16 protein-coding genes are annotated in these 18,123 nt (G+C 71.3%); 1 reads left to right on the top strand and 15 read right to left on the bottom strand.

The window, feature by feature from the left end:
• Positions 1–3: 3 nt before the first annotated feature.
• The 6 genes from carB to pyrR all read right to left on the bottom strand — a co-directional run bounded on the left by carB (position 4) and on the right by pyrR (position 8,038).
• Positions 4–3,312 carry a carbamoyl-phosphate synthase large subunit gene (gene carB, locus OHA99_RS30770; RefSeq protein WP_153180749.1) on the bottom strand — a complete coding sequence of 1,103 codons (3,309 nt, stop codon included), beginning with the start codon at positions 3,310–3,312 and terminating at the stop codon, positions 4–6.
• Complete coding sequence (carA, locus tag OHA99_RS30765) at positions 3,305–4,462, bottom strand: glutamine-hydrolyzing carbamoyl-phosphate synthase small subunit (RefSeq protein ID WP_153180748.1); 1,158 nt, start codon at positions 4,460–4,462, stop codon at positions 3,305–3,307. The genes carB and carA overlap by 8 nt, the downstream gene beginning before the upstream one ends.
• Positions 4,459–5,034, bottom strand: coding sequence for a hypothetical protein (locus OHA99_RS30760; RefSeq protein ID WP_153180747.1), 576 nt, complete (start codon positions 5,032–5,034; stop codon positions 4,459–4,461). The genes carA and OHA99_RS30760 overlap by 4 nt, the downstream gene beginning before the upstream one ends.
• Positions 5,031–6,317 carry a dihydroorotase gene (locus tag OHA99_RS30755; RefSeq protein ID WP_405698425.1) on the bottom strand — a complete coding sequence of 429 codons (1,287 nt, stop codon included), beginning with the start codon at positions 6,315–6,317 and terminating at the stop codon, positions 5,031–5,033. The genes OHA99_RS30760 and OHA99_RS30755 overlap by 4 nt, the downstream gene beginning before the upstream one ends.
• A 4-nt stretch (positions 6,318–6,321) precedes the next feature.
• Complete coding sequence (locus OHA99_RS30750) at positions 6,322–7,302, bottom strand: aspartate carbamoyltransferase catalytic subunit (protein WP_153180745.1); 981 nt, start codon at positions 7,300–7,302, stop codon at positions 6,322–6,324.
• Positions 7,303–7,420: 118 nt separating this feature from the next.
• Positions 7,421–8,038, bottom strand: coding sequence for a bifunctional pyr operon transcriptional regulator/uracil phosphoribosyltransferase PyrR (gene pyrR, locus OHA99_RS30745; protein ID WP_007447533.1), 618 nt, complete (start codon positions 8,036–8,038; stop codon positions 7,421–7,423).
• A gap of 297 nt (positions 8,039–8,335) precedes the next feature.
• Between pyrR and bldD the strand changes: the two genes are divergently transcribed.
• On the top strand, positions 8,336–8,839 hold the full coding sequence (bldD, locus tag OHA99_RS30740; protein WP_007447547.1) for a transcriptional regulator BldD: 504 nt from the start codon (positions 8,336–8,338) through the stop codon (positions 8,837–8,839).
• Positions 8,840–8,946: 107 nt separating this feature from the next.
• On the opposite strand, the gene nusB is transcribed toward bldD, so the two are convergent.
• The 9 genes from nusB to mltG form a co-directional block, all read right to left on the bottom strand.
• Positions 8,947–9,375, bottom strand: coding sequence for a transcription antitermination factor NusB (nusB, locus tag OHA99_RS30735; RefSeq protein WP_007447535.1), 429 nt, complete (start codon positions 9,373–9,375; stop codon positions 8,947–8,949).
• A gap of 2 nt (positions 9,376–9,377) precedes the next feature.
• Positions 9,378–9,944: an elongation factor P gene (gene efp, locus OHA99_RS30730; RefSeq protein WP_007447537.1), complete on the bottom strand. Its 567-nt coding sequence runs from the start codon at positions 9,942–9,944 to the stop codon at positions 9,378–9,380.
• 64 nt (positions 9,945–10,008) lie between these two features.
• Positions 10,009–11,115 carry an aminopeptidase P family protein gene (locus tag OHA99_RS30725; protein ID WP_007447539.1) on the bottom strand — a complete coding sequence of 369 codons (1,107 nt, stop codon included), beginning with the start codon at positions 11,113–11,115 and terminating at the stop codon, positions 10,009–10,011.
• A 190-nt stretch (positions 11,116–11,305) separates the two neighbouring features.
• Positions 11,306–12,211: a Pro-rich N-terminal domain-containing protein gene (locus tag OHA99_RS30720; protein ID WP_366473523.1), complete on the bottom strand. Its 906-nt coding sequence runs from the start codon at positions 12,209–12,211 to the stop codon at positions 11,306–11,308.
• Between the two features lie 171 nt (positions 12,212–12,382).
• Positions 12,383–13,474, bottom strand: coding sequence for a 3-dehydroquinate synthase (gene aroB, locus OHA99_RS30715; protein WP_007447489.1), 1,092 nt, complete (start codon positions 13,472–13,474; stop codon positions 12,383–12,385).
• Positions 13,471–13,953 carry a shikimate kinase gene (locus OHA99_RS30710; protein ID WP_153182060.1) on the bottom strand — a complete coding sequence of 161 codons (483 nt, stop codon included), beginning with the start codon at positions 13,951–13,953 and terminating at the stop codon, positions 13,471–13,473. The genes aroB and OHA99_RS30710 overlap by 4 nt, the downstream gene beginning before the upstream one ends.
• Positions 13,954–13,985: 32 nt before the next feature.
• Positions 13,986–15,170, bottom strand: coding sequence for a chorismate synthase (gene aroC, locus OHA99_RS30705; protein ID WP_153180742.1), 1,185 nt, complete (start codon positions 15,168–15,170; stop codon positions 13,986–13,988).
• A gap of 306 nt (positions 15,171–15,476) precedes the next feature.
• Positions 15,477–16,316 carry a shikimate dehydrogenase gene (locus OHA99_RS30700; RefSeq protein ID WP_405698424.1) on the bottom strand — a complete coding sequence of 280 codons (840 nt, stop codon included), beginning with the start codon at positions 16,314–16,316 and terminating at the stop codon, positions 15,477–15,479.
• A complete protein-coding gene (gene mltG / locus OHA99_RS30695; protein WP_405698423.1) occupies positions 16,297–18,054 on the bottom strand; it encodes an endolytic transglycosylase MltG in 1,758 nt (585 codons plus the stop codon). The genes OHA99_RS30700 and mltG overlap by 20 nt, the downstream gene beginning before the upstream one ends.
• Positions 18,055–18,123: the final 69 nt, after the last annotated feature.

Here is an 18,123-nt window from a genome sequence, read left to right as displayed (position 1 = left end):
CTGCTAGTCGCGGGCGGCGATCAGGAACTCGGCGTGTTCCTGGAGTGAGCGCACTCCCACGTCGCCGTGGTTGAGGGCGTCGATGCCCTGGACGGCCGCCGCCAGCGCCTGGACCGTCGTCAGGCAGGGCACGGAGCGGGCCACGGCCGCCGTGCGGATGTCGTAGCCGTCGAGGCGGCCGCCGGTGCCGTACGGCGTGTTGACGATGAGGTCGACCTCGCCGTCGTGGATGAGCTGGACGATGGTCTTCTCGCCGTTCGGGCCGGTGCCCTCGGACTGCTTGCGCACGACGGTGGCGTTGATGCCGTTGCGCTTGAGGACCTCGGCGGTGCCGGAGGTGGCCATCAGCTCGAAGCCGTGGGCGACCAGCTCGCGGGCCGGGAAGATCATCGAACGCTTGTCGCGGTTGGCGACCGAGATGAAGGCGCGGCCCTTCGTCGGCAGCGGCCCGTACGCGCCGGCCTGCGACTTGGCGTACGCCGTGCCGAAGACCGAGTCGATGCCCATGACCTCGCCGGTGGAGCGCATCTCCGGGCCGAGGACCGTGTCGACGCCGCGGCCGTGGATGTCCCTGAAGCGGGACCAGGGCATCACGGCCTCCTTGACGGAGATCGGCGCGTCCAGCGGCAGGGTGCCGCCGTCGCCGCTCGCCGGGAGCAGGCCCTCGGCGCGCAGCTCGGCGATGGTCGCGCCCAGCGAGATGCGGGCGGCGGCCTTGGCCAGCGGCACCGCCGTCGCCTTCGAGGTGAAGGGGACGGTGCGGGAGGCGCGGGGGTTGGCCTCCAGGACGTAGAGGATGTCCCCGGCCATCGCGAACTGGATGTTGATCAGGCCGCGCACGCCGACGCCCTTGGCGATGCCCTCGGTGGAGGTGCGCAGCCGCTTGATGTCGAAGCCGCCGAGCGTGATGGGGGGCAGGGCGCACGCCGAGTCGCCGGAGTGGATGCCGGCCTCCTCGATGTGCTCCATGACACCGCCGAGGTACAGCTCCTCGCCGTCGTACAGGGCGTCGACGTCGATCTCGATGGCGTCGTCCAGGAAGCGGTCGACCAGGACCGGCCGGGACGGGCTGATCTCGGTCGACTCGGCGATGTACGCCTCCAGCCGGGTCTCGTCGTAGACGATCTCCATGCCGCGTCCGCCGAGGACGTAGGAGGGCCGCACCAGGACCGGGTAGCCGATCTCGTCGGCGATGGCCTTGGCCTCGGCGAAGGTGGTGGCGGTGCCGTGCTTGGGGGCCGGGAGCCCGGCCTCGGCGAGGACCCGCCCGAAGGCGCCGCGGTCCTCGGCGGCGTGGATGGCCTCCGGGGAGGTGCCGACGATCGGCACGCCGTTGTCCTTGAGCGCCTGGGACAGGCCCAGCGGGGTCTGGCCGCCGAGCTGGACGATCACGCCCGCGACGGGACCGGCCTGCTGCTCGGCGTGGACGATCTCCAGGACGTCCTCCAGGGTGAGCGGCTCGAAGTAGAGCCGGTCGGAGGTGTCGTAGTCGGTGGAGACGGTCTCCGGGTTGCAGTTGACCATCACGGTCTCGTACCCGGCGTCGGACAGCGCGAAGGAGGCGTGGACGCAGGAGTAGTCGAACTCGATGCCCTGGCCGATCCGGTTGGGCCCGGAGCCCAGGATGATCACCGCGGGCTTCTCGCGGGAGGCGACCTCGGTCTCCTCGTCGTAGGAGGAGTAGAAGTACGGCGTCCGGGCGGCGAACTCGGCGGCGCAGGTGTCGACGGTCTTGTAGACCGGGCGGACGCCGAGCGCGTGCCGCACCTGGCGGACCACGTCCTCGCCCAGGCCGCTGATCTCGGCGATCTGCTGGTCGGAGAAGCCGTGCCGCTTGGCCTCGGTGAGCAGGTCGGCGGTCAGCTCGCGGGCCCCGGCGATCTCGTCGGCGACCTCCTTGATGAGGAAGAGCTGGTCGACGAACCACGGGTCGATCTTGGTGTGCTCGAAGACCTCCTCGGGCGTGGCGCCCGCGCGGATGGCCTGCATGACGGCGTTGATGCGCCCGTCGGTGGGCCGCACGGCCTCCCGCAGCAGCTCCAGCTTGTCGCCGGGCTCGCCGACGAAGGTGAACTGGCTGCCCTTCTTCTCCAGCGAGCGCAGCGCCTTCTGGAAGGCCTCGGTGAAGTTGCGGCCGATGGCCATGGCCTCGCCGACCGACTTCATGGTGGTGGTGAGGGTGGAGTCGGCGCTCGGGAACTTCTCGAAGGCGAAGCGCGGTGCCTTGACGACCACGTAGTCCAGCGTGGGCTCGAAGGAGGCCGGGGTCTCCTGCGTGATGTCGTTCGGAATCTCGTCCAGCGTGTAGCCGACGGCGAGCTTCGCGGCGATCTTGGCGATGGGGAAGCCGGTCGCCTTGGAGGCCAGGGCCGAGGAGCGCGACACGCGCGGGTTCATCTCGATGACGATCACGCGACCGTCCTCGGGGTTCACCGCGAACTGGATGTTGCAGCCGCCGGTGTCGACGCCGACCTCGCGGATGATGGCGATGCCGACGTCGCGCAGCACCTGGTACTCGCGGTCGGTGAGCGTCATCGCGGGCGCCACGGTGATCGAGTCGCCGGTGTGCACGCCCATGGGGTCGAAGTTCTCGATGGAGCAGACGACCACGACGTTGTCGTTCTTGTCGCGCATCAGCTCCAGCTCGTACTCCTTCCAGCCGAGGATGGACTCCTCCAGGAGCACCTCGGTGGTCGGCGAGAGGGTGAGGCCCTGACCTGCGATGCGGCGCAGCTCCTCCTCGTCGTGGGCGAAGCCGGAGCCGGCGCCGCCCATGGTGAAGGAGGGGCGGACGACGACGGGATAGCCGCCGAGCGCGTCGACGCCCTTGAGGACGTCGTCCATGGAGTGGCAGATGTACGACCGGGCGGACTCGCCGTGGCCGGTCTTCTTGCGGACCTCCTCGACGACCTCCTTGAACAGGTCGCGGTCCTCGCCCTTGTTGATGGCCTCGACGTTGGCGCCGATCAGTTCGACGCCGTACTTCTCCAGGACGCCGTTGCCGTGCAGGGAGATGGCGGTGTTGAGGGCCGTCTGCCCGCCGAGGGTGGGCAGGAGGGCGTCGGGGCGCTCCTTGGCGATGATCTTCTCGACGAACTCGGGCGTGATCGGCTCGACGTAGGTGGCGTCGGCGATCTCCGGGTCGGTCATGATCGTCGCCGGGTTGGAGTTCACCAGGACGACGCGCAGGCCCTCGGCCTTGAGCACGCGGCACGCCTGGGTGCCGGAGTAGTCGAACTCGGCGGCCTGGCCGATGACGATCGGGCCGGAGCCGATGACCAGGACGGACTGGATATCGGTGCGCTTAGGCACGCTGGCCCTCCATCGAAGCGGTGCTCATCAAAGACGTGAAGCGGTCGAACAGGTAGGCGGCGTCGTGCGGTCCCGCTGCCGCTTCGGGGTGGTACTGGACGCTGAAGGCCGGCCGGTCGAGGAGCTGAAGCCCCTCCACCACGTTGTCGTTGAGGCAGACGTGGGAGACCTCGGCGCGGCCGTAGGGGGTGTCGGAGACCTTGTCGAGGGGGGCGTCGACGGCGAATCCGTGATTGTGCGCGGTGACCTCGACCTTGCCGGTCGTACGGTCCTGCACGGGCTGGTTGATGCCGCGGTGGCCGTACTTCAGCTTGAAGGTGCCGAAGCCGAGGGCGCGGCCCAGGATCTGGTTGCCGAAGCAGATGCCGAAGAGCGGGGTGCCGCGCTCCAGGACGCCCCGCATGACGGAGACCGGGTGGTCGGCGGTGGACGGGTCGCCCGGGCCGTTGGAGAAGAACACGCCGTCCGGGTTGACGGCGTAGACGTCCTCGACGGTGGCCGTGGCGGGCAGCACGTGCACCTCGATGCCGCGCTCGGCCATGCGGTGCGGGGTCATGCCCTTGATGCCGAGGTCGATCGCGGCGACGGTGAACTTCTTCTCGCCGATCGCCGGGACGACGTACGCCTCGGTGGTGGCGACCTCGGCGGAGAGGTCGGCGCCGCTCATCTCGGGGGCCTGGCGGACCTCGGCGAGCATGGTGCCCTCGTCGGGCAGCGCGTTGCCGGAGAAGATGCCGACGCGCATGGCGCCGCGCTCGCGCAGGTGGCGGGTGAGGGCGCGGGTGTCGATGCCGGAGATGCCGACGACGCCCTGGGCGGCCAGCTCCTCGTCGAGGGAGCGCGTCGAGCGCCAGTTGGAGGGCACGCGCGCGGGGTCGCGCACCACGTAGCCGGAGACCCAGATCTTCCTGGACTCCATGTCCTCGTCGTTGATGCCGGTGTTCCCGATGTGCGGGGCGGTCATGACGACGACCTGGCGGTGGTACGACGGGTCGGTGAGGGTCTCCTGGTAGCCGGTCATGCCGGTGGAGAACACGGCTTCGCCGAAGGTCGCCCCCACGGCCCCGTAGGCACGGCCGCGGAAGATCCGGCCGTCCTCCAGGACGAGTACGGCAGGAGTCCGGTGGGCTCCCCTGGTGGAGGTCGTCATCGTGCGCCTTCCGTTTCCGTCTTGTTGATCATGTCGTTCAGGGTGTCGACCCACTCGTTGTGCTCGGCCGCGTGGTCGGAGCGGAAGCCGGAGTCGATCAGCTTGTCGCCGTGGGCCCAGGTGACGACGAGCAGGCCGCCCTCGGTGAGGACCTTGCCGGCGATGCCCTTGTCGAGCCGGGCCTCGCGCAGCGCGGCGACGGGGACGAAGAAGTCGGCGGCGCCGGGCCGTACGACGTCCAGTCCCGCGTCGGTCAGGGTCAGCTCGACCCGGCTGCGGGTGCCCAGGCCGTGCGCGACGATGCGGTCCAGCCACTGCCCCGCGGTGGTGGAGCCGTGGTAGCGGCCGCTCATCGTCAGTTTCGCCCGGCCGGGCGAGTCCGGCGCGGCGGGGAGGGCCGGCAGGTCGCCCTGGAGGGTGCCGCGCCACTTCCAGCCCTCGCGCATCAGCCAGTAGACGAGCGCGACGAACAGGCCGAGGCCGACGACCCAGCCGACGCGGGCGGCCCAGTCGGTCACTTCCGCCGATTCCTTCTCGGCGGCCAGCAGGATTACCGGTGCTACAGATGTCACGTGAGCTTCCCGTCGACGAGCGTGGCCTGGCCCCGCAGCCACGTGTGCGTCACACGGCCCGGCAGCTCACGCCCCTCGTAGGGGGTGTTGCGACTGCGCGAGGCGAAGCCCGCGGGGTCCACCCCGCCACGGTATTCCGTGTCGACCAGGGTGAGGTTGGCGGGCTCACCGGCCGAGACGGGACGGCCGTGTCCGGTGGCCCGTCCGATCCGCGCGGGCTTGACGGACATCCGGTCGGCGACGCCGGCCCAGTCCAGCAGGCCCGTGTCCACCATGGTCTCCTGCACCACCGACAGCGCGGTCTCCAGGCCGACCATGCCCATGGCGGCGGCGGCCCACTCGCAGTCCTTGTCCTCGTGCGGGTGCGGGGCGTGGTCGGTGGCGACGATGTCGATTGTCCCGTCGGCGAGCGCCTCGCGCAGGGCCATGACGTCACGCTCGGTGCGCAGCGGCGGGTTGACCTTGTAGACCGGGTTGTACGACCGGACCAGCTCGTCGGTGAGGAGCAGGTGGTGCGGGGTGACCTCGGCGGTGACGTCGATGCCGCGGGACTTGGCCCAGCGGACGATCTCGACGGACCCGGCGGTCGACAGGTGGCAGATGTGGACGCGGGAGCCGACGTGCTCGGCGAGCAGCACGTCCCGCGCGATGACCGACTCCTCGGCGACGGCGGGCCAGCCGCCGAGGCCCAGCTCGGCGGAGACGACGCCCTCGTTCATCTGGGCGCCCTCGGTGAGCCGGGGTTCCTGGGCGTGCTGGGCGACGACGCCGCCGAAGGCCTTCACGTACTCCAGGGCGCGGCGCATGATCACGGCGTCGTGGACGCACTTGCCGTCGTCGGAGAAGACGGTGACGCCGGCGGCGGACTCGTGCATGGCGCCCAGTTCGGCGAGCTTGGCGCCCTCCAGGCCGACGGTGACGGCTCCGATGGGCTGCACGTCGCAGTAGCCGGACTCCTGGCCGAGCCGCCAGACCTGCTCGACGACGCCGGCGGTGTCGGCGACCGGGAAGGTGTTGGCCATGGCGAAGACGCTGGTGTAGCCGCCGCTCGCCGCGGCGCGGGTGCCGGTGAGGACGGTCTCGGAGTCCTCGCGGCCGGGCTCGCGCAGGTGGGTGTGGAGGTCGACCAGGCCGGGCAGCAGCACCTTGCCGCCGGCCTCGATCACCTCGGCGCCCTCGGCGGACAGGCCGGGGCCGACCGCCTCGATGACGGTGCCGTCGATCAGCACGTCCTGCGGCTCGCCGCCGAGCACCTTCGCACCGCGGATCAGGGTCTTGCTCATCGTCTTACTTCTCCTCGGTGGGTCGGGCGTGGGTGACGGCGGGCTCGGCACCGCCGAGCAGCAGGTAGAGGACGGCCATCCGGACGGAGACGCCGTTGGTGACCTGCTCGACGACGGTGCAGCGGCCGGAGTCGGCGACGTCGGCGGTGATCTCCATGCCGCGGACCATCGGGCCGGGGTGCATCACGATGGCGTGGTCGGGCATCTTCGCCATGCGGTCGCCGTCGAGGCCGTAGCGGCGGGAGTACTCGCGCTCGGTGGGGAAGAACGCGGCGTTCATCCGCTCGCGCTGCACGCGCAGCAGCATCACCGCGTCGGACTTGGTCAGCGTGGAGTCGAGGTCGTAGGAGACCTCGCAGGGCCAGGTCTCGACGCCGACCGGCAGCAGGGTGGGCGGGGCGACGAGGGTGACCTCGGCGCCGAGGGTGTGCAGCAGGTCGACGTTGGAGCGGGCGACGCGGCTGTGCAGGATGTCGCCGACCAGGGTGACGCGGCGGCCGTCGAGGTCCTTGCCGAGGCCCGCGTCGGGGCCGACCAGGCGGCGGCGCATGGTGAAGGCGTCCAGCAGGGCCTGGGTGGGGTGCTGGTGGGTGCCGTCGCCCGCGTTGATGACGTGGGCGTCGATCCAGCCGGAGGTGGCCAGGCGGTAGGGGGCGCCGGAGGCGCCGTGCCGGATGACGACGGCGTCGACGCCCATCGCCTCCAGGGTCTGGGCGGTGTCCTTGAGGGACTCGCCCTTGGAGACGCTGGATCCCTTGGCGGTGAAGTTGATGACGTCCGCGGACAGCCGCTTCTCGGCGGCCTCGAAGGAGATCCGGGTCCGGGTGGAGTCCTCGAAGAAGAGGTTGACGACGGTACGGCCGCGCAGGGTCGGCAGTTTCTTGATCGGCCGGTCCGCGACCCGGGCCATCTCCTCGGCGGTGTCGAGGATCAGGACGGCGTCGTCGCGGGTGAGGTCGGCGGCCGAGATGAGATGACGCTGCATCTGTCAGGCTCCGTAGGGCGATTCATGCGGAAGAGCGGGATAATTCGGGCGGCCGGGCGCGTACGGGGGCGCGCCGAGCAGGCGTACGGCACGGGTGGGCGGGTACGCGGAACGCTTGCTACGGGTGGGCGCCCGGGGTGTCCGGCTTGGCACCGAGCAGCACGGTGTCGCGACCGTCCTCCTCGGCGAGCTGGACCTTGACCGTCTCCCGCAGCGACGTCGGGAGGTTCTTGCCGACGTAGTCGGCGCGGATGGGCAGTTCGCGGTGACCGCGGTCGACGAGGACGGCGAGCTGCACCGCGCGCGGGCGGCCGATGTCGTTCAGCGCGTCGAGGGCGGCGCGGATGGTGCGGCCGGAGAAGAGCACGTCGTCGACGAGGACGACGAGCCGGCCGTCGATCCCGTCACCGGGGATCTCGGTGCGGGCCAGGGCACGCGGCGGGTGCATGCGCAGGTCGTCGCGGTACATGGTGATGTCGAGCGAGCCGACCGGCATCTTGCGCTCGGTGATCTGCTCCAGCTTGTCGGCGAGCCGCCGGGCGAGGAAGACGCCGCGGGTCGGGATGCCGAGGAGCACCACGTCGTCGGCGCCCTTGGCGCGTTCGACGATCTCGTGGGCGATGCGGGTGAGCACCCGCGCGATGTCGGGCCCTTCCAGCACGGGCCGGGCCTCGGACTGCGCGACCGGCTGCGGGTCGCCCTGCTCGCCCTGTCGCGTGTTCTGCTGCTTGTCCATACGAAACGGACCCCCTTCTCCGCCTCACGGGACGGACCTTAAAGGACGTCGGAATTGCGCCACCTACGGTACCAGGCTCACAGAACCGGCCCGACGGCCCCCCTGACACTCCCCCGTCACCCGTCTGCCGCACCCCGGCCACCCTTTCGGAGCAACGGAAGGCGAATACCACGGAAGAGTCGGTGCGGACCATTCGGCTTGACGCAGCAGAGTAACGCTGCGTAACCTCACAGTGAGTTACCAGCCGCGCGGCCGACAACAGAGCCTGCCGCGTCGACACCTTGTCCGGGGAGCCATATGTCCAGCGAATACGCCAAACAGCTCGGGGCCAAGCTCCGGGCCATCCGCACCCAGCAGGGCCTTTCCCTCCACGGTGTCGAGGAGAAGTCCCAGGGCCGCTGGAAGGCCGTCGTGGTCGGCTCGTACGAGCGCGGCGACCGTGCCGTGACCGTGCAGCGCCTCGCCGAGCTGGCGGATTTCTACGGCGTTCCCGTACAGGAGCTGCTGCCGGGCACCACCCCGGGCGGTGCCGCCGAGCCGCCGCCGAAGCTGGTCCTGGACCTGGAGCGGCTGGCCACCGTGCCGGCCGAGAAGGCGGGCCCGCTCCAGCGCTACGCGGCGACGATCCAGTCGCAGCGCGGTGACTACAACGGCAAGGTGCTCTCGATCCGCCAGGACGACCTGCGCACGCTCGCCGTCATCTACGACCAGTCGCCCTCGGTCCTCACCGAGCAGCTGATCAGCTGGGGCGTCCTGGACGCGGACGCGCGTCGCGCGGTGGCGTCCCACGAGGAGCTCTGACCCTCACCCACCTCAGCAGAAACGTGCCGCCGGGGTGGCCGGAACCATTCGGTTCCTGCCACCCCGGCGGTTTCTTGCACGTGTGCGGCGCGGGCGAGGCTCTGAGGCTACTCCCGGCGCAGCGAGGGCTTCAGGTCCTTCAGCCGGCCGAGGAGGCCGTTGACGAACGACGGCGAGTCGTCCGTGGAGAACTCCTTCGCCAGCTGCACCATCTCGTCCAGGACGACGGCGTCCGGGGTCTCGTCGACCCAGATCAGCTCGTAGGCGCCCAGGCGCAGGATGTTGCGGTCGACGACCGGCATCCGGTCGAGCGTCCAGTCGACCGAGTACTGGGCGATCAGCTCGTCGATGCGTTCCGCGCGCGCGGCGTAGCCCTCGACCAGCTCCATCGTGTACTCGCTCACCGGCGGCTGCCGGGTGTCGGACCGGGAGTGCCGGACCCAGTCGGCGAGCACCGTCAGGACGTCGGCGCCGCGCTGATCGCCCTCGAAGAGGATCTGGAAGGCGCGCTTGCGGGCCGTGTTGCGAGCAGCCACGGTTAGCTGTTCACCCGGCCGAGGTAGTCGCTCGTACGGGTGTCGACCTTGATCTTCTCACCGGTGGTGATGAAGAGCGGGACGCTGATCTGGTGACCGGTCTCCAGGGTGGCCGGCTTGGTGCCGCCGGTGGAACGGTCGCCCTGGACGCCGGGCTCGGTCTCCTGGATGGTCAGCTCGACGGCGGCCGGCAGCTCGACGAAGAGCACCTCGCCCTCGTGCTGCGCGACGGTGGCCTCGAACCCCTCGACGAGGAAGTTGGCCGCGTCGCCGACGACCTTGCGGTCGATGTGCAGCTGGTCGTAGGTCTGCATGTCCATGAACACGAAGTACTCGCCGTCCATGTACGAGAACTGCATGTCCCGCTTGTCGACGGTGGCCGTCTCGACCTTGACCCCGGCGTTGAAGGTCTTGTCGACGGTCTTGCCGGAGAGCACGTTCTTGAGCTTGGTGCGCACGAAGGCCGGGCCCTTGCCGGGCTTGACGTGCTGGAACTCGACGACGGACCAGAGCTGGCCGCCTTCGAGCTTGAGCACCAGGCCGTTCTTGAGGTCGTTCGTGGAAGCCACGGTTTGGGAATCTCCTGGACTGGACTGACGTGGACGACCTCGGGGTTGCGCGCACAGCGCGAGGCTAGAGCGCGAGCAGCTCCTTGGTCGTGATGGTGAGTAGCTCGGGTCCGCCGTCCGCCTCGGGGCGCACGACGAGCGTGTCATCGATCCGGACCCCGCCCCGGCCCGGGAGGTGGACCCCCGGTTCGACGGTGACCGGCACACAAGCGTCCAGTTTACCCATGGCCGCGGGGGCCAACTGCGGGTCCTCGTCGATTTCGAGTCCGACACCGTGACCGGTGAGCGCCGGAAGGTTCTCCGCGTACCCCGCGGAGTCCAGTGCCTGGCGGGCGGCGCGGTCCACATCACGGCAGGCGGCACCGGGTGCGAGGGCCTCGCGTCCGGCTCGCTGGGCGGAGAAGACGAGGTCGTACAACTCGATCTGCCAGTCGGCCGGCGAGGTGCCGATGACGAAGGTACGGCCGATCTCGCAGCGGTATCCGCGGTACGTCGCGCCGAGGCACACGGAGAGGAAGTCGCCCTCCTCCACCCTGCGGTCGGTGGGCCGGTGGCCGCGGCGCCCCGAGTTCGGGCCGGTGCCGACGGAGGTGGGGAAGGCGGGGCCGTCGGCGCCGTGGTCGACGAGGCGGCGTTCCAGCTCCAGCGCGAGATGCCGCTCCGTGCGGCCGACCAGGATGGACTCCAGGAGCTCGCCGAGGGCCTGGTCGGCGATCTCGGCGCCGATGCGCAGGCAGGAGATCTCCTCCTCGTCCTTGACCACCCTCAGCTGCTCGACGGCCTGTCCCAGGTCGGTCAGGCGCAGCGCGGGGGCGACGGAGCACATGGCCCGGTGCCGGACCACGGTGAGGTGGTGGTCCTCCGTGGCGAGGGACTCGGCACCCTGGTCCGCGGCGAGGCCGGTGGCCGTGACGGCCGGATCACCTCCGGGTCCGGGCAGGGTGCGCACCGGCAGCGCCTCGTCGGGGCGGCCCTGCGTGGGCCGGTCGTCCGGCGGGCCCGAGCAGACCAGCAGGTCCTCGGTCCTGCCGAGCAGCAGCACGGCGCCGTGCGGGGCGGCACCGGCGAGATAGCGCACGTTGGCGGGCCGGGAGACGAGCGCCGCCGCGCTGCCGCCCGCGTTGCAGCGTTCCCGTAGGCGCGTCCGGCGGGCCGCGTAGACCTCTGACATGAGCCGAGCGTATGGCTCCGCCGGTGGGGGCGCCGCTTGGGTGGGCCGAGTGGGCGGGGGCCGGGGAATGCGGGGTGCGCCTGGCGGGGTGGGGGCTTGGGTTGTGTGGCGGCCTACCGCCGGTGGGGGCTGGGCGCGCCCCCGCGGCGGAGCCGCATGTCGGTACAGCCCCGCGCCCCTTCCGGGGCGTCTACCAGGTCGGTGGGCTGGCTATGGAGCGAGAGAGGACCTCGTCGAGGAGGTGGGCGGTGTCCGGGACGTCGAGTTGGGAGTTGTCGATGATGGGGAGACCGGAGCCGTACCAGCCGGCCATGCGGCCGTGGATGCGGGCGACCTCCTCGTCGGTGAGGCGGCGGTTGCCACTGCGTTCGGCGTTGCGCTCCAGGACGATGTCCAGGCCCGGCAGGAGGACGACCGGGAGCAGGCCGGGGCCGACGTGCCGCTTCCAGCCGCCGAGGCCGACGACCGGGCGGTCCGGGAAGACCGCGTCGTCGAGGATGCAGGAGATGCCGTTGGCCAGGAAGTTGCGCGCGGAGAAGCCGCAGGTGCGGCGGGCGAGACGGTACTGCGCCTCCGAGTGCTCGTTCCACCCGGTCTGAGGGTCGGCGAAGCCGGAGCGGACCCATTCGCGGACGTCGTCGAGGCTGATGTGCGCGGTCGGGACCCGGCGGTGGTCCGCCCAGTACTTGGCGACGCTCGTCTTGCCGGCTCCCGCGGGGCCGATGAGCAGCACCGCGAGGGTGGTCGTGGTGGGGTCGGGCGCGGCGGCCGTGGCCGGGGGCACGCTGGGCACGGCCACCGGGCCGCCTGGGGGCAACGACACGTGGCCGGTGGTCTCCGACGCGGGAGCGGGGCCCGGGCGCCGCGGTCCCGGCGCGGGGGCCGGCTGATGCGGGGCCGGACCGGAGGCCGGGGGCGGGGCCTGACGCGGCGCCGGGGCCTGACGCGGGGCCGTGGGGTATCCCGGGGCCGGGGGCGGCACGGGGGCGGGCCCCTGGGGCGGGCCAGGGTGGTGTGCGGCCGGGGACCAGCCGAGGGCCGGTCCGTGCCCCGGCTGGTGGGGCGGCGGCAGCGGAGAACCCACTGGGTGCTGCATCCGGTGCCACTCCGTCTCGTACAGGCAGGCGATGGGCGCTGGCGGCGGGAAGGGGGCCCGCCGTCCTGCTACCGAACGGTACCGCCCCCGGCCGTTGTTTGGAGAACGGCCGGGGGCGGTCCGAAGTGCCCGTCCGGCAGGGCGAATCGGGCGGAAGGGAACAGCCGGGTACTACTCGCCCACCTCGCCGTAGGCGGCGAGGAGGACGGCCGGGTCGGGGCCCTCGAGGACGGTGGGCTTGGCCAGGCCGTCCAGGACGATGAAGCGCAGCAGGTCGCCGCGGGACTTCTTGTCGACCTTCATGTTCTCGACCAGCTTGGGCCACTGGTCGTAGCGGTAGTGCAGCGGGAGGCCGACCGCTTCGAGGATGCTGCGGTGGCGGTCGGCGGTGGCGTCGTCCAGCCGGCCGGCCAGGCGGCCCAGTTCGGCGGCGAAGTGCATGCCGACGGAGACGGCGGCGCCGTGCCGCCACTTGTAGCGCTCGTTCTTCTCGATGGCGTGGCCCAGGGTGTGGCCGTAGTTGAGGATCTCCCTGCGTCCCGCTTCCTTCAGGTCGGAGGAGACGACCTCGGCCTTGACCTCGATGGAGCGCACGATCAGCTCGGCGGTGTGCGGTCCGGCCGGGGTGCGCGCCGCCTGGGGGTCGGACTCGATCAGGTCGAGGATCGCCGGGTCGGCGATGAAGCCGGCCTTGATGACCTCGGCCAGTCCGGAGACGTAGTCGTTGACCGGGAGCGAGTCCAGGGCGGCCAGGTCGCACAGCACACCGGCGGGCGGGTGGAAGGCGCCGACGAGGTTCTTGCCCTCGGCGGTGTTGATGCCGGTCTTGCCGCCGACGGCCGCGTCCACCATGGCCAGCACGGTGGTGGGCACGGCGATCCAGCGCACCCCGCGCAGCCAGGTCGCGGCCACGAACCCGGCCAGGTCGGTGCTGGCCCCGCCGCCGACGCCGACGATGACGTCGGTGCGGGTGAAGCCGGACTGGCCGAGCGCCTTCCAGCAGTACGCGGCGACCTCGGCGGTCTTGGCCTCCTCGGCGTTGGGCACCTGGATGGCGACGGCCTCGTAGCCCTGCTCGGCGAGGTCGGCGCGCAGCGCGTCACCGGTCTCGGCCAGCGCCTCGGGGTGGATCACCGCGACCCGCTTCGCCTTCGCCCCGATCAGACCGCCCAGCTCGCCCAGGAGCTGACGGCCCACCAGGACCTCGTAGGGGTCGGACCCGGCGGTGCCGCCGACCTGGATCCGGGTGACTGCCTCGCTCATACGTCCTTCAACTCCACTGCGTCCAGGGCGGCTTGGGTGACTTCTTCCGGCGTGCGGCCGTCCGTGGCCACGACGACCGTGGCGACCTCCTCGTAGAGGTGCCGGCGGGCCTCCATGAGCTCGCGCCACTGCTTGCGCGGGTTGACCGCGAGCAGCGGCCGCGCCGCGTTCAGACCGGTGCGCCTGACGGCTTCCTCGACGTCCATCGAGAGGTACACGACCCGCTGCCCGGCGAGCAGCGCACGCGTGTCGGCGTCGAGGATCGCGCCGCCGCCGAGGGCCAGGACGCCGTCGTGCCCGGCGAGCGCGCTGCGCACGGCCTCCTTCTCCAGAGCCCGGAAGGCCGCCTCACCCTCGTCCACGAAGATGTCGGCGATGGCCCGCCCCTGGGCGGTGACGATGTCCTCGTCCGTGTCCCGGTATCCCGTGCCCAGTCGGTCGGCGAGCAGCTGCCCGACGGTGGACTTGCCGACGCCCATCGGGCCGACGAGGACGATCAGCGGGGCCCCCGTCACCGGATGGCCAGGTGGTCGAGGTAGGACCGCACGTTGCGACGGGTCTCGGCCACGCTGTCGCCGCCGAACTTCTCCGCGACGGCGTCCGCGAGCACGAGGGCCACCATGGCCTCGGCGACGATCCCGGCGGCCGGCACCGCGGACACGTCGGAGCGCTGGTGGTGGGCCTGCGCGGCCTCGCCGGTGGTCACGTCCACGGTCCTCAGGGCGCGCGGCACGGTCGCGATCGGCTTCATCGCGGCCCGCACCCGCAACAGCTCACCCGTCGTCAGCCCGCCCTCGGTCCCACCGGAGCGGCCGGAGACCCGGCGGATGCCGTCGGGCGTGCTCACGATCTCGTCGTGGGCCTCGGAACCGGGCACACGGGCCAGCTCGAAGCCGTCGCCGATCTCGACGCCCTTGATCGCCTGGATGCCCATGAGGGCACCCGCGAGCCGCGCGTCGAGCTTGCGGTCCCAGTGGACGTGGGAACCAAGGCCCACCGGCACTCCGTAGGCGAGGATCTCGACGACGCCGCCGAGGGTGTCGCCGTCCTTGTGGGCCTGGTCGATCTCGGCGACCATCGCCTCGGACGCGTCCGCGTCCAGGCAGCGCACGGGGTCGGCGTCCAGCCGCTCGACGTCGTCCGGCGTCGGGTACACGCCGTGGGGCGCCTTGGCCGAGGCCAGTTCGACGACGTGGCTGACGATCTCGACGCCGGTCGTCTCCTTCAGGTACGAGCGGGCCACCGCACCCAGGGCCACCCGGGCCGCCGTCTCACGGGCGGAGGCGCGCTCCAGGATCGGCCGGGCCTCGTCGAAGCCGTACTTCTGCATGCCGGCGAGGTCCGCGTGGCCGGGGCGCGGCCGGGTCAGCGGGGCGTTGCGCGCGAGGCCGGCCAGCACCTCCGGGTCGACCGGGTCGGCCGCCATGACCTGTTCCCACTTGGGCCACTCGGTGTTGCCGACCATGACGGCGACCGGGGAGCCCATCGTCAGACCGTGCCGGACGCCACCGAGAAAGGTGACCTCGTCGCGCTCGAACTTCATCCGCGCACCGCGGCCGTAGCCGAGCCGCCGCCTCGCCAGGTGGTCCGCCACCATGTCGGTGGTGATCGGCACGCCGGCGGGCAGTCCCTCCAGCGTCGCGACGAGTGCGGGACCGTGGGACTCCCCCGCGGTCAGCCAGCGCAACCTGCTCAACGGTGCTCCTCAGTACTCGCGCCCCGGTATGCCCCGCGTACGCTCCTTGTCCGCGTACGCGACGGTCCGACCGGGTGCGCGGCCCCGGCCCGCCGCCTCCGATCCTCCCACGTCCGGCCGCCGGACCCGGTCGCCGGTCCACTTGCCGGACGCACGGGCGGTACCGCGGCGGCGTCGGGCGGGAGGGTTGCCCCGCTGTTGCGAGGGAGCGCGGGAACCGAGGAAGTCCGCGCCGCTCTCCTGCCGCTGCGCCGGGGCGCAGGGACCTGCCCCGCGCGACTCGCGCGACGCCGGGGGGACTCCGCGCTAGCGATCCGCGAGCGCCCGCTCGCCCGCTTTCCGCATGGCGACCAGCGGCGCCGGAGCGCGGCCGGTCATCTGCTCCACCTGGAGCACCGCCTGGTGGAGCAGCAGGTCGAGGCCGCTGACGACGGCGCCGCCGTACGCCGACCAGCGGGCGGCAAGGGCGGTGGGCCACGGGTCGTAGAGCACGTCGAAGAGGGTGGCGGGCCGCTCGGGGACCGCTGTGGCGAGCGGGTCGGTGGCACCGGCGGGGGTGGTGGCGACGATCAGCGGAGCGCTCAGCGCTTCCTCGGCCCGCGCCCAGTCCACGATGCGCACGTCCACATCCAGCCGCTCGGCCCAGCCCCGCATCTCGGCGGCGCGCACCTCACTGCGGACGTAGACGGAGACCTCACCGGTGCAGATCCGGGCCAGTGCGGCCAGCGCGGAGGACGCGGTGGCGCCGGCGCCGAGGATGGCCGCGGTCTCGACCTTCTCGACACCGTGCTCGCGCAGGGCGGCGACGATGCCGGGGATGTCGGTGTTGTCGCCGGTCTTCCGGCCGTCCTCGCCGAACACCACGGTGTTCACCGCGTCCACGGAGGCCGCCGTCTCGCTGATGCCGTCGAGCAGCGGAATCACCGCCCGCTTGAGCGGCATGGTCAGCGACAGTCCCGCCCACTCGGGTCCCAGCTCCGCGAAGAAGCCGGGCAGCGCGGCCTCGTCGACGTCGAAGCGGTCGTACGTCCAGTCCGTGAGCCCCAGCTCCGCGTAGGCGGCGCGGTGCAGCACCGGGGAGAGGGAGTGGGCGATCGGGGAACCGAGCACGGCGGCCCGGTGCCGGTCAGTTGCCGGAGGCGGCATCGAACTTGTCCTTTAGCTTCAGGAACTCGTCGTGGGTCTTGGCGAACTCGGTCTTGTTCACCCCGTCGGTGGCCACGAAGTAGATCCAGCCGTCTTCGGTGGGGTTGAGCGCCGCTTGCAGGGCCTCCGCGCCGGGGTTGCTGATGGGGCCGGGCGGCAGACCACGGTTGGTGTAGGTGTTGTACGGGTCCATGTTGCTGTTGATCTCGGACTCACTGATGTGGATCTTGCTCTGCCCCATCAGATAGTTGAACGACGAGTCGAACTGGAGCTTCTGGTTCGTCTCGGTGTTCGACTCCTTGAGCCGGTTGTAGATCACCTCGGCCATCTTGCGGAAGTCGTCGTGGGTCTTGCCCTCCGCCTGCACCAGGCTCGCGGCGGTGAGCAGTTCCCACGGGCCCTTCAGACCGAGTCCCTCCGCCTTCTCCACCAGGCCGATCTTCTCGTACTGCTCGTTGGCACGTGCCACCATCTGCTTGAGCACGTCCTCGGGCTTCTGCCCCTTGGCCGCCGAGTAGCTGGACGGGTAGAGGAAGCCCTCCAGCGGGTCCTTGACGTCCTTGTGGTTCAGCGCCCATTCGGGCAGGCCGAGGTTCTTGTACTCGGACTTGGCGACCTTGGCGGTGGTGCCTTCCTTCACTTCGAGGCGTTTGTCGATGAGCTCGTAGACGTCGGCGTTGCGCCTGCCCTCGGCGACGATCAGGTTGCTGCGGCTCTCCGGGCTGAGCAGGAGTTCGACCGCGCTCTCGGCCGACATCTCCTTCTGCAACGTGTAGACGCCGTCCTGGATGCTCTTGCCACGCGGATTGCTCTGCTGGGCGGCGATGAAGGCGTCGACGCTCTTCACCACGCCCTGGCGTTTGAGTTCCTGGCCGATCGTGGAGCCGCCGGCTCCCTTGGGGATGGTGACGGTCACCTGCTCGCCGTTGCCGCCGCCCGCGAAGTCCGGGGCCGCGCCGAAACGATCCTGGTAAAACTGGTAGCCGAAATATCCGATACCGGCCACGCCGCCGCCGAGCACCAGGCAGACCACCAGGCAGGCGCATCCGCTGCGGCGCTTCTTCGGCTTGCCGCCGCCCCGGGTCCTGCGGTCCCCGCGGTCCTCGCGGCCGTCGTCCGCCGCGTCGTCGTCACCGTCGTCGCCCCCGCCGGCGAAGAAGGCGTGCTCCCCCTCGTCGGGGCCCGGGTCCCAGTCGGTGCGCTGCGGCTCGGGCTCGGCACGCCGGCGGGGCGGCGGCTCCGGCGGCGGGTACGCCTCGGGGGTGCCGTAGAAGTCGGGCTGTTCGGCGCCGTAGCCGCCGGCCTGCTGTCCGTAGGGGTCGGACGGGTCGGCCGGGTACTGCGCCTGGGGGTACGCGCCGCCGCCCCAGCCGTTGTCGTGCCCCTGCTGCGGCTGGGCCTGGGGTGCGTACTGCTGGTCGTACTGCTGCTGACCGTACTGGTGCTGGTCGTACTGCTGCTGGGGGTACGGCTGACCGTACTGGTCGTACTGCTGCTCGGGGTGCTGGTGGCCGTACTGGTCGTACTGGGGCTGCCCGCCGCCGTACGACGACTGGCCGCCGTTGCTCCAGTCGCCGTACTGCTGCTGCGCCTGCTGCTCCGGATACTGCTGCGGCTGGCCGCCGTAGGGGGACTGCTGACCCGTCTGGGCCTGCTGTCCGCCCCATCCGCCGTCCCCGTACAACGGGTCCTCCGGATGCCACGGTTCGGGGCCTGGGCCCCGGCCATACTCAGTCATCGATCCCCTAGAGCCGCGAGGCGACGGGGGGCGCGACCTGTGCCGGGGTCCGCTTCCGTTCCGCCTCTT

The sequence above is a fragment of the Streptomyces coelicoflavus genome (genome assembly GCF_045041415.1).
GTDB classification, from domain to species: domain Bacteria; phylum Actinomycetota; class Actinomycetes; order Streptomycetales; family Streptomycetaceae; genus Streptomyces; species Streptomyces coelicoflavus.
Note: the sequence above shows the minus strand (reverse complement) of the source record. Positions and strands in the feature narration are given on the sequence as shown.